This is a genomic window from Bacillus sp. AFS041924, from assembly GCF_002577195.1.
In the GTDB taxonomy this organism is placed as follows: Bacteria; Bacillota; Bacilli; order Bacillales; family Bacillaceae_G; genus Gottfriedia.
Map to the genome: position 1 here is coordinate 18,714 of NZ_NULG01000037.1, position 11,890 is coordinate 30,603.

General features: G+C 32.0%; 11 protein-coding genes. 7 read left to right on the forward strand and 4 right to left on the reverse strand.

The window, feature by feature from the left end:
• The first annotated feature begins 39 nt into the window (after positions 1-39).
• The 3 genes from COC46_RS12020 (at position 40) to COC46_RS12030 (ending at position 1,579) form a co-directional block, all read left to right on the forward strand.
• On the forward strand, positions 40-168 hold the full coding sequence (locus COC46_RS12020; protein WP_098809956.1) for a DUF3941 domain-containing protein: 129 nt from the start codon (positions 40-42) through the stop codon (positions 166-168).
• Between the two features lie 697 nt (positions 169-865).
• A complete protein-coding gene (locus COC46_RS12025; protein WP_255294889.1) occupies positions 866-1,186 on the forward strand; it encodes a hypothetical protein in 321 nt (106 codons plus the stop codon).
• A 15-nt stretch (positions 1,187-1,201) separates the two neighbouring features.
• Positions 1,202-1,579 carry a hypothetical protein gene (locus COC46_RS12030; protein ID WP_098809957.1) on the forward strand — a complete coding sequence of 126 codons (378 nt, stop codon included), beginning with the start codon at positions 1,202-1,204 and terminating at the stop codon, positions 1,577-1,579.
• Positions 1,580-1,764: 185 nt separating this feature from the next.
• Here the strand turns inward: COC46_RS12030 and COC46_RS12035 are convergent, their stop codons facing one another.
• Together COC46_RS12035 and COC46_RS12040 are read right to left on the reverse strand one after the other, a co-directional pair.
• On the reverse strand, positions 1,765-2,616 hold the full coding sequence (locus COC46_RS12035) for a YitT family protein (protein ID WP_255294890.1): 852 nt from the start codon (positions 2,614-2,616) through the stop codon (positions 1,765-1,767).
• Between the two features lie 824 nt (positions 2,617-3,440).
• A complete protein-coding gene (locus COC46_RS12040) occupies positions 3,441-4,316 on the reverse strand; it encodes a CvfB family protein (protein WP_098809958.1) in 876 nt (291 codons plus the stop codon).
• A gap of 123 nt (positions 4,317-4,439) precedes the next feature.
• Here COC46_RS12040 and COC46_RS12045 point away from each other — a divergent pair, with 123 nt between their 5' ends.
• Positions 4,440-4,931: a YajQ family cyclic di-GMP-binding protein gene (locus tag COC46_RS12045; protein WP_098809959.1), complete on the forward strand. Its 492-nt coding sequence runs from the start codon at positions 4,440-4,442 to the stop codon at positions 4,929-4,931.
• 60 nt (positions 4,932-4,991) lie between these two features.
• Here the strand turns inward: COC46_RS12045 and COC46_RS12050 are convergent, their stop codons facing one another.
• Together COC46_RS12050 and COC46_RS12055 are read right to left on the reverse strand one after the other, a co-directional pair.
• Positions 4,992-6,035 (reverse strand): LacI family DNA-binding transcriptional regulator, encoded by a 1,044-nt coding sequence (locus COC46_RS12050; protein WP_098809960.1) that lies wholly within the window; start codon positions 6,033-6,035, stop codon positions 4,992-4,994.
• Between the two features lie 159 nt (positions 6,036-6,194).
• On the reverse strand, positions 6,195-7,694 hold the full coding sequence (locus COC46_RS12055) for an alpha-amylase family glycosyl hydrolase (RefSeq protein ID WP_098809961.1): 1,500 nt from the start codon (positions 7,692-7,694) through the stop codon (positions 6,195-6,197).
• Between the two features lie 232 nt (positions 7,695-7,926).
• On the opposite strand from COC46_RS12055, the gene COC46_RS12060 reads away from it, so the two are divergent.
• The 3 genes from COC46_RS12060 (at position 7,927) to COC46_RS12070 (ending at position 11,554) form a co-directional block, all read left to right on the forward strand.
• Positions 7,927-9,699 (forward strand): glycoside hydrolase family 13 protein, encoded by a 1,773-nt coding sequence (locus COC46_RS12060; protein ID WP_098809962.1) that lies wholly within the window; start codon positions 7,927-7,929, stop codon positions 9,697-9,699.
• Between the two features lie 253 nt (positions 9,700-9,952).
• The gene (locus COC46_RS12065; RefSeq protein ID WP_098809966.1) at positions 9,953-11,179 is read left to right on the forward strand and encodes an ammonium transporter; all 1,227 of its coding nucleotides are present in this window, start codon (positions 9,953-9,955) and stop codon (positions 11,177-11,179) included.
• A gap of 12 nt (positions 11,180-11,191) precedes the next feature.
• The gene (locus tag COC46_RS12070; RefSeq protein ID WP_098809963.1) at positions 11,192-11,554 is read left to right on the forward strand and encodes a P-II family nitrogen regulator; all 363 of its coding nucleotides are present in this window, start codon (positions 11,192-11,194) and stop codon (positions 11,552-11,554) included.
• Positions 11,555-11,890: the final 336 nt, after the last annotated feature.

Genomic DNA, 11,890 nt, shown 5'->3' on the forward strand with positions numbered 1-11,890 from the left:
GCAAACCTAACATTATCATTTTTATAAAGGAGCTTAAATATGCCTACTAGTGATAATGACAAAAAAGCAAAAGATAATAACGCTATAAGAGAAAAGAAACATGCACAAGAAAGAAAAAATGCACAAGCTGGTAAGAAATCTTTTTCTAAAAGTGTCGATCATCTTTAATTTTCCTAATTTTTTTATCGATTTAAATGAACCAAAAAACATCAATTTCCATGTAGAATTTCATCCAATAGTTTAAGTATATTTAATTCTTTCTGAAAGACAATAAGAACTTTGCAAACTGGAAAAAGCCTTATTATTATTAATATTTAATCAATTTTTATATGAATCAAAAAGAACCATCAAAACACCAATGTATCAATGTTTTGATGGTTCTTTTATCGCCTTTAAAAATGTTTAGTCATTAGTCATTTGCAATATCCGAATTAGTTTCCCATATATATTTACCATTTTTAGATAACGTGAAACTTGCTTCCGCATTATATTCATAACCAATAAAATACAAACCTCTCTTATTCTATTCTGCCTTCTACTTAATTCCTACAAATATCAAAGTAACCCTTACTCACTATATTTTCTACTTTATTATGATTTAACTAACAACATGTCTTGAATCGTCAAAACTTATTTAATACTATCCAATAAAACAATAGTAAAATAGTAATGTATTTCTAGTTATTAATTTATCTATTAATGAGATATAAATCATAAAAAATAGTAACGCATAAGCAAAAAATAGCGAAATATACCAAATTTTAGCGTAAAATGCATTTTATAAACCTAACTATTTATCTTCTATGATACTATTCCTGCATGGGCTAAAGATGCAAATGGAAATCCAATCCCAACTCATTTTTCAGTGAAAGGAAATACATTAATTCAGACCATTGGGTTTAATGAGGACACAGCTTTTCCAGTTATTGCAGATCCAGACTGGGTACGTATAGCTAAATGTTCAGGAGCTTTAGCTCTTTTTGTAGGTTCTAACCTAATTGCAGCTTCTAAACTATTAAAAATAAAAAAGTACATAAGTGCATTAGGTGGTTTTACTGAAGCTGCTAGTTTACTATTAAGAGCGTCCACATGGGAAGAAAGACTTCGTATTGGAGGAACTGCCTTGGTTGGTTTAGCCGGGGAAATAACTGGTGCTACTGGCGTGTGGGCAGCATGTGAAAAATAGAGAGGAGTAATATTATTGTTACAAATTGCAATTATCACTAATCTACTATGTGGTGTGGTTGTTTTAATAACTGGTGCGTTATACCTAAAAAACACTCTTAAGAATCTTAAACTTATCAATCACGATTCTGTAGCGCCACAAAATATATCGAATGAATTTGAATTAGGCGATTTTATTAAAGTTTTATTTATAGCTATTTTATGGAGCTTTTTATTGAGTACAATAAAACACTTAATTAACATCGATTTTACTTTAAACATTCTATTAACTTCATTCACTACTGCTTTAACAATCGAAAGTGTTAGTTACATATTTAATAAAAACGAGTTCTCTCTCTTTTATAAAATATTATCAGCAATAATACTGGCACTTTTATTGAGTGGAACCTGGTAATCTAGTTCCCTATTAAAAACCATATATTATATTTTTGTTACTAAATAAAACATCTAACTTTTTTCAAATTTGTTAAGGTTAGATTAGATAATTTATTAACGTGGGAGCCTTTTCAATAATAAAAATAGAACTGTCCAACTTTTCCAATGGTTGGACAGTTTTTTTTTCTGAGTACTTATAAGATATTAAAATTTCCTAAACTCCCCAAAAACATCAATTGTTTGGACGATATTTGTAAACGCCTTTTCATCGACTGATTTAATGACCTTTGAAAGATGATATAGTTCATAACGTGATAAAACCATCATTAAAATTTGTTTATCTTGATTTGTAAAAGCGCCTTTTGCGTTAATCGCTGTAATTCCACGAACTAGTTTAGAATGAATCACTTTACGTAATTCATCACCCTTAGTCGTAACAATAAAGGCAGTCACCTTAATATGACTAGTATGAATCGCATCTATAAACCTAGAAGTTACATATAAGTTAATCAGTGTATAAAGCGCTTTTTCCATCCCATAAATATAGCCCGCAGTTAATATAATTAATGCATTAAAAAGAAAAAAATAAGTTCCAACCGGTTTACCCTTCGAACGAGATAAAACTAAGGCAACAATGTCCAATCCACCTGTTGAGGCACCGTATTTTAATGTATATCCAATTCCTACAGCAACGATTAATCCACCAAAGACTGAGTTAAGTAAAATATCTTTTGAAAATAGCGGTGTAATTGGGATTAACTCTAAAAATAAAGTCGTAATCCCAACACTTAAAATCGTAAAATAAGTAAAAGATGGACCAATTTTTTTCCAAGCTAATATGATCACTGGAATATTAAGTATTGCAAGCAAGATACCCGTTGAAGCTGAAAAAGGTGTAAAATCATTCAATAAATTTGTAAGTAACTGAGCTAACCCTGAAAAGCCACTAGAATAAACACTTACAGGAATTAAAAAACAATTCATCGCAAATGCATTCATTAATGCACCAAAAATGACAACTAATACTTTTATAAATAATTCTCTTTTTTCGTTCACCTACAAGTGCCTCCTAATCATTCATAAACTTAGTATGCCTGTAAATTGTAAAAAAATAGCAAAAACCACTTCATTAAAGAAGTGGTTTCTCAATTAATCAACTATTTTTCAATGAAAGGAAGATGTACGGTGTTGATTTCCACTACAGAATGCTCGCTTTCCATGGGGCGAGATTCTTTAGCCTCCTTTAGCGCACCTGTGGGGTCTTTAGCCTTCCCGCATTTCCCATAGGAGTCGAGCATCCTTTCGTTCCAATCAACTTATTCAAGCAAATAAGTACAATTGTTAATCCGTTTGGACTTCAATGAAGATCGAAAAGCAACTTACTAATAATCTCAATTTGATTTTCTAAAAATAAGCCTGTTAATATTTTAACTTTTGTAAAAGCAATAAAAAAATTACTGAGATTGTCGGTATTAGAATATTATTCAAACAGCTTAACACTAAAATTCTTTAATATATCATCAAGAATGTCCGCTTAATATACATTTACACTCTTGACCGTTTTATATTTCAACACCCTAAAACATTTCATTTTAAAAAATTAATTTTACAAAATTACAATCCATTCTGAATTTGATAGATTAACCCAATTTATGAGCAACTTTTTAATGACTTTAATCTACTTCCTCTGTTAATTAAGTCACCTTACTATTAATGAAGCCGCTCTTGCTGTTAATTAAGCCACTTTCACCCTATATTAAGCCACCTTCCCCATTAATTAAGCCACTTTCACTAATTTTCAAGCGATGTTCACAAACTATTCGTATGTTTTTATACAAAAAAAACCACTTCTCTTATTATTGAAGTGGTTTAAATCTTAGTTATTGCTCTTTCTTCTCAAACAATTCTTTTGCGTATGTCCAACCGTCTTCTTGATAGATTTTGTTTTCCTTTAATAATCTACCCATCGCTCGTTTAAATGCAGCCTTACTAAGATTAAATCTTGCTCTAATATCCTCTGCGTCACTTTTGTCCCAATAAGGCATCGCTCCGCCACGACTCATCATGTATTCATAAACTTCATTAGCTTCTTGATCTAATCCTTCATGTACTCTTGGTAAAAGCGATACATTAATACTGCCATCATCTTTTACATCAATAATACGTCCACTTACTCGTTCGCCAATTCGAGGTTCAGTTTTTCTCTGAGATTCATGGATAAAACCGATGAATCGCTCATCAGTTAAAATATATGAACCTACTCTTAAAGTGCGATAAATGATGCCTGAAACATTTTTGTTCAGCATATTCGAATCAGCCGGAACTGAAAACTCTTTCATTACTGGTTCAGTAGCAAGTTTAATTAATAATCTGCCTTTGTTAGTTTGCTTTAACGTACAAAAAATTTCATCACCCTCATTTGGCCATACTTCTTGAAGAGGTGGAAGGTCTCCTTTTTCTAAAAGGATATCTTTTGAAATACCAATGTTAACAAAAACACCGACTCCATCAAGCTTATCTACTACTTTTGCAAAACCATATCCTTCTGTCGTAATGAAGGGCATTTCCATCGTTGCAGATAGTCTACCTTTTGAATCATGGTATAAGAATACTGTTACTTCTTGATCTATTTCAATTTCACCTGATGCCTCATTAATATGTAAAAATACTTCTTCTTGATCTTGGACAAGCATATACCCAATATCTGTTTCTCGACTGCAAACTAAAGTTACAATCTCTCCTGCTTGTAAACTCATTCTTTGTTACATCCTCTCTATATTTCCAAACTAAAAATTATTATATCATGCATATTGAAAGTTTGTTACTTCGTCTATCATACACTATAATACAAGTATTAACGAATTGGAGGGATTCTATCTATGTCAAAGGAAAGTTCATTTGATATTGTTTCAAAAGTAGACTTACCAGAAGTCTCAAATGCGATTCAGCTTGCTACAAAAGAAATCGCAACTCGCTATGATTTCAAAGGAAGTAAAAGCTCAATTTCATTAGAAAAAGAAGAACTAGTTTTAATTTCTGATGACGATTATAAATTAGAGCAATTAAAAGACGTTTTAATTAGTAAATTAATAAAGCGTAATGTTCCTATTAAAAACCTTGATTACAGTAAAGTTGAAGGTGCTTCGGGTGGAACTGTAAGACAAAGAGCTAAATTAGTTCAAGGTATTGATAAAGATAATGCCAAAAAAATCAATACAATTATTAAAAATAGCGGCCTAAAAGTAAAGTCACAAATTCAAGATGACCAGATTCGTGTAACTGCAAAAAGTAGAGATGATTTACAATCAATTATCGCTGCTGTAAAAGCTGCAGATCTATCAATCGACGTTCAATTTTTGAATTACCGATAAACGAATACATATACAAAAAGAGGATGAAAAATTTCATCCTCTTTTTCAAATTGTATAAAATTAGCCACTTACTAATGTTAATCTTTCATTCTTTACACATGTACCACGGACAACTAGTTTATATGGAACAATAATACTTTTTTCAGTACCATCTGGTTCTTCAATTTTCGAAATAATATTTTTAGCTGCTTCGTAACCTAATTGATAGATATTAATATCAACAGATGTTAATGGCGGATTAGCAAGCTCCGCAAATATAGCATTATTAAAGCTTACAATAGACATATTATTTGGAACTGAAATTTTATATTCGTTTAAAACACTTATAATACCTAATGCTAATACATCATCAGTTACTACAATCGCTGTAGGAAGCTCGTTAAGTTTTAATAATTGATCTACTGCTTTTCTTCCACCATCTCTTGTGAATGCAGTGAAAATAACTTCTTCATCATTTACCGATAGTCCATTTAATTGCATTGAATCTTGGAATCCACGCAAACGATTTTGAGTTACAAGAAGAGTACTTTCTCCTCCAATAAATGCAATTTTTCGATGTCCGTGATCAATTAAATAATTAGTCACATCTCTTGCAGCTGCATAATTATCGTTATCGATATATGTTATATCGTCAATTGAATGATATGGCTTACCTACTAAAACAAAAGGAAAATTATTATCACTCAAATAATCAATAATCTTATCATTTTCCTTAGAATAAAGCAGAATAATCCCGTCGACTCTTCTTCCTTTAATTGTTTTAATCACAGTTTGCTCAACTTCATCTTCGTTGTTCCCTGTAATGAAGTAAAGTGAATATTCTTTTTGATTCGAATACGCAGTTACACCTCTGATTACTTCTGCAAAAAAGGGATTATGGAATGATGTATCCAAAGCAGGTGGCAACACTAATCCAATTGATTTTGTCGATCGATTAGCCAATGACCTCGCATTTAAATTAGGATGATAATTTAGTTCATCCATTACTTTTCTAACTTTTCTTTTTGTTTTTTCACTAATCCTTGGGCTGTTCGAGATAACTCGAGACACCGTTGAAGGCGCTACATTCGCTTTCTTCGCAACATCCTTAATTGTAATCGTCATTTTTATTCCCCTTATTTACGAATGGATGTAAACGTTATCATTATTTCTTTAGATGTATACTCTATTTAAAAGATCATTGATTCTTGATAAAAACATCATATCTTGATGCTTAGAATACCGAAACAGTAATCAACCGTTTCAAGTATTCTAAACAAATCACTATTTTACTTTATTACTACGTCTTCTAGCGAGCCATAAAAAGATGATAAATGCTACAAAAATAGATGGAATTGCAATGATAACTCCTATGTTTAGGCTCGTTTTTGGAGCAACAGCATACACATTGGAAGATTCTCTTTTAAGGACAATATCAAATCCTTTTTTATTCGGACGAACCAAATCATCACTTAACATTCCTCTTAATTCATTCGATTTTTTAACTTCATTAAAATCTAAATGAACCTTGTGATCAAGTGAAGTATTGTTTATCGCAACAAGAGTAGTTTCATGATTATAGTGTCTCTTGATTAAAGTCATACCCTTCGAATCATAAAGCACTTCAAAATCTCCGTGTGAAAGAGACGGTAAAGTCCTTCTTAATTCCGTCAGCTTTTCAATATAGTTCGAAAAGTCTTCATCTGTACGGAAATCCATCCCTTTTCGGTTATCAGGTATGTTACCGCCATTTAGCGCTATTTCTGTCCCGTAATAAGTTAATGGGATACCAGGTGATGTAAATAAATATGCTAGTGCTAACTTCAATCTTGACGGCGGATATTGACCTTTTGCTTCAGCGATTGAAACAAAACGCTTAGTCATTTCGTCATCTAAGTAGTTAATCATTAAAGTTGAACCTAGTTGTTTATTTAAATCCATTTGGCGCTTCATTATGTCAGTTAACGATTGATTTTGTGAAGAAAATGTATTAGCCAATTCATCTACTGAATCCACATTATAAATACCATCAAAATCTAAATTTTTGTATTTACCTAGATCTATTTCACTTGAATTATTTAAGTCTGCGAATAAAATGAAATTTGGATTTTTCTTTTTTATTTCTTTGTTAAAGGATTCCCAAAATGAGACAGGTACATTATTTACTTCTTGTAAATTATATCCGTCAAAATCGGCTTGGTTCATCCAATACTTAGCTGTTTCAACTAAGTAATTTGCTACTTCTTTGTTTTCCAGGTTAAAGTCTGGTAATCCATTTATCCACTTCTCTTCTGAACTTGTACTATTTTCAGGATTAAACCAATTTGCCTTTTTAGCCAATGCACTATTTGGTGAAGTATTATTTGCAACAAAATCAATATAAACTTTTATTTTTCGTTTATGCGCTTCTTTTACCAATTTCTTAAGATCTTCCGTTGTCCCAAACCTTGAATCGATTTTTCTAAAATTAGTAACAGAAAATCCATCATACGAATTTTCATCATTTTCAAAAATAGTAGAAATCGAAATAGCATTGTATCCAAAATCCTTTAGATAATCTAATTTTGTTGTAATACCAGCTAAATCACCACCCTGAGATTTATTTAAATCTTTCGGGTCTGTATTTTTATCATTCTGAGGATTACCATTAAAAAACCGATCGACTAAAATACGATAAATCATTTCTTTTTTTAGATCTGTTGTATTATTTTCTGCAAAACTAATACTTGGTAGCGTACTAAAAAATAGTACAGATACTAGTATTAAAAAACCAAATCGCCTCATCTTTTCTCCCCCTGCAAGACACTCGCATGTACTAAAATTTCACTCTCTACACTATTTTGCAAAATATTACCTTCAAATTCAAATGTTATATTAAAAATCATAAATATGGAAGCGATTGCACATACTATTTAATTATACTGTTAACAAATTAGATATCAAGCTAATTCCTTATATTAAAATAGATTCTCTCTGTTTATAAAAATAAAATTTTTCTGAAATAAAGGGTGGGATCATGCAAATTGAATCAATATATCATCAACCATATGATCAATACGCTTTTTCAATTGATAAAAAAACCTATCGTTTAAGAGTGCGAACAAAAAAAGGCGACTGCAAAGAAGTTAATTTTTATTATGGAGATCCTTTCAAATTTAATGATTCAGGTTGGCAAATTGAAACTGTACGCTCGATGTATCTTGCTTTTTCTACAGATTTATTTGATTACTGGGAAGTAAATGTGATGCCTCCAAATAAACGAATGAAATATTTATTTCTTTTAAAAAATGATCAAAATTCTCTTTTTTATGGTGAAGGAGGATTTTCAGAACAGTTTAACCCTACTGACCAGTCAAATTGTTTTACGTTACCATTTCTACATAAAAATAATTTAATATCGCCACCGAATTGGGTTAATGGCACAATATGGTATCAAATATTTCCCGATCGATTTGCAAGTGGAAATAAAAAGAATAACCCTACAAATTCAATACCTTGGGGCTCAACTCTCCCAACAAGTTCAAGCTATTTTGGAGGGGATTTAGAAGGAGTTATTCAAAAAATCGATTATCTTAAGAATTTAGGAATAACAGGAATTTATTTAACCCCAATTTTTGAAGCAAATTCAAATCATAAATATGACACGATTAATTATTTCAGAGTGGATCCAACTTTTGGAGACGAAAAAATTTTAAAATTATTAATTGAAAAATGTCATGAAAATAATATTCGAGTAATGCTTGATGCTGTATTTAACCATACGAGTGCATCGTTTCCACCATTTCAAGATGCCTTACAACACGGAAGGGAATCTGCTTTTTTTGAGTGGTTTCACTTTTATAAAGATGAACATCACAATGCAGCTTATGAGACTTTTTCGTTTGTAAAGGAGATGCCAAAACTAAATACAGAAAATAAAGAGGTACAAAATTTTTTAATCGAAATCGGTTCATATTGGATCAAGGAATTTAATATCGATGGATGGCGTCTAGATGTAGCCAATGAAATTGATCACTATTTTTGGAAGCTATTTAATAAAAAAATGAAAGCTATAAAAAATGATTTATTTATAGTAGGTGAGATTTGGCATCATGCAATGCCATGGCTAAGAGGCGATGAATTCGATTCTGTCATGAATTATCCTCTAATGAAATCCCTTCTTGCTTATTTCGGTTACCAGTCAATATCAACGGTTATATTTCAACATTCCATTAACGATTTAATCGCGCAATATCCATTACCTGTGATCAAAGCTTTATTCAATGTATTAGGTACACATGATACACCAAGAATATTGACACAATGTAACCAAAATGAAAAAAGAGTGATTCTATTATATGTTTTTATGTTCACCTTCTTTGGAACTCCATGTATTTACTACGGTGATGAGGTTGGACTACAAGGTGGAAATGACCCTGAATGTAGAAGCTGTATGCCCTGGGACGAATCACAACATAATTTATTGATTTTTGACGCAATAAAAAAATTGATAGCATTACGAAAAAAATACTCAGTTTTAGAGAATGATGGTGAATTCAATTGGGTACAGACTGACAATAACGATATTCTAATGTATGAGAGGAAGAATAATCAGCTACATTTTTTAATCGTCATAAATAACTCCAATGAAAATCAGTTTATTACAGTACCTATAAATTTAGGGAAGAAAAGAATTACAAATCGCTGGAATGGTCAACAGTTCGCAACCGAATCCGAATCAATAGCAATCGATCTTTTAGAAACGGATTTTTTAATATTGCAGTTAGAAGATGCAGATTCATTTATTTGAGTCTGTAAAACTAAAGTCAAACTTAAACAGACTCATTTATTTGGGTCTGTATTTTTATGCACCAATTTACAAAATGTTAGCATTTCTAACATCAAAGATATTTGTTAGCGTTTACATTAACTTTTTATTTATTTTTTTGATATTTTTATGAAATTATTATTGAATTTTGCATATATTCTGAATATGATAACTTATATAACATTTAATGTTATAAAATCTAACATTAAAGAAATGGGGAATGAAGATGAACGGAATTCAAGCAGCGGATAGTGTATTTCTTTTTATTTCAACTGTTTTGGTCATGATCATGACACCAGGTTTAGCACTATTTTATGGCGGAATGGTTAAAAGTAAAAATGTTTTAAGTACTACAATGCATAGCTATTCTGCTATGGCCATTGTTTCAATTCAATGGGTATTAATTGGTTATTCTTTAGCATTCGGCCCGGATTTTAATCATTTGATTGGAAATTTTTCTTGGGCAGCATTAAAGGATGTTGGTTTTACTCCTAATGATCATTACAGCGCAACAGTCCCTCACAATCTTTTCATGATGTTCCAGTTAATGTTCGCAATTCTAACTCCAGCTCTTATCTCAGGTGCCTTTGCTGAACGCATGAAATTTTCAGCATTTCTATTATTTACACTTTTATGGACTACATTTGTTTACGACCCATTAGCTCATTGGGTTTGGGGCGTAGATGGTTGGCTTCGCAATTTAGGTGCTTTAGATTTCGCTGGTGGCACAGTTGTCCATATTTCATCTGGCGTTTCAGGTTTAGTCCTTGCTCTTCTACTAGGCAGACGAAGAGATTTCGGCTCTACATCACCTCATCATTTACCTTTAACAGTATTAGGTGCCGGTCTACTATGGTTTGGCTGGTTTGGTTTTAACGTTGGTAGTGCTTTAACATTAAACGATGTGGCTTTAACTGCTTTTATTAATACAAATACTGCAGCCGCTGCAGCTTCAGTCGCTTGGGTGCTTGTAGAATGGTACGTAAATAAAAAACCTACTATTTTAGGAGGAGTAAGTGGCGCAGTGGCTGGATTAGTTGCAATTACACCTGCTTGTGGTTTCGTCACTCCTCTATCAGCGATCGTAATCGGATTTTTAGGCGGCGTCATCTGCTTTTTAGCAGTAACATACTTAAAATACAAATTCGGATACGACGACGCTTTAGATGCATTCGGGTGTCACGGAATTGGCGGAACATGGGGTGCCATTGCAACCGGTTTGTTCGCAACAAAATCAGTAAATAGTGCTGGTGCAAACGGACTCTTTTACGGAGACATTTCACTTCTTTGGAAGCAACTACTTGCTATCGGGGCAACCTACCTTTTTGCAGGACTAATTACCTTCTTAATCGTGAAAGTTATAGGCCTCTTCATCAGTATTCGAGTCGATCAAGAAGAAGAAAACCTTGGTCTCGACTTAGCAATACATGGAGAAAAAGCTTATCACGATGCAAGTATATAAGGAGGAATAAACATGACTACAAAATTAACAAAAATTGAAATCATAACTAGGCCAGATAAATTTGATGTTTTAAAGGATGCCCTTTCAAAAGTAGGAATCACAGGAATGACCGTTACGAACGTATTAGGATGTGGAATGCAATCAGGCTATACAGAAGTCTATCGAGGCAAAAAACGAACAATCAATTTACATGAAAAAATTAAAGTTGAAATAGTTGTATGTGATGTACCCCTTCAAGCGGTAATTGATGAAGCGAAAAGAGTTTTAAAAACAGGAAAACCTGGTGACGGAAAAATATTTGTATACCCAATTGAAAATGCGATTAAAATCCGCACCGGAGAAGAAGGAAGAGACGCTTTACAAAATGATTATTAAATTTAAAACCTAGCCGTTATAAGTGGCTAGGTTTTTTATCGTTTAATTTATTTCCGACACTTTAATTAGTTTTAAAGCTTATGAGATTTAGCTTGTTCTAGGATACACTTAGTGTTTGTATCCAAATATTTGTCGGTTGATCGATCGAAACACTTTTTATAGAACTGAACCAGTTTTTTACGAAACTAATTGATTTTTTTGATAAGCGAACTGTTTTTTCGCATCTAGCAGTTTGATTTTGATTGTTTTTTATATTTTTGTATTGAATTTGTTCTACAGCCTCAAAGAATATGACTTTTTCTTACAGTTTTCTTTATTTATTTGCGATTCCACGGT

Bases quoted from the DNA above. Each gene is read 5' to 3' on its own strand.
- COC46_RS12020 (WP_098809956.1), top strand. From the start codon at position 40: ATGCCTACTAGTGATAATGACAAAAAAGCAAAAGATAATAACGCTATA.
- COC46_RS12040 (WP_098809958.1), bottom strand. From the start codon at position 4,316: ATGAGTTTACAAGCAGGAGAGATTGTAACTTTAGTTTGCAGTCGAGAA.
- COC46_RS12045 (WP_098809959.1), top strand. From the start codon at position 4,440: ATGTCAAAGGAAAGTTCATTTGATATTGTTTCAAAAGTAGACTTACCA.
- COC46_RS12050 (WP_098809960.1), bottom strand. From the start codon at position 6,035: ATGACGATTACAATTAAGGATGTTGCGAAGAAAGCGAATGTAGCGCCT.
- COC46_RS12055 (WP_098809961.1), bottom strand. From the start codon at position 7,694: ATGAGGCGATTTGGTTTTTTAATACTAGTATCTGTACTATTTTTTAGT.
- COC46_RS12060 (WP_098809962.1), top strand. From the start codon at position 7,927: ATGCAAATTGAATCAATATATCATCAACCATATGATCAATACGCTTTT.
- COC46_RS12070 (WP_098809963.1), top strand. From the start codon at position 11,192: ATGACTACAAAATTAACAAAAATTGAAATCATAACTAGGCCAGATAAA.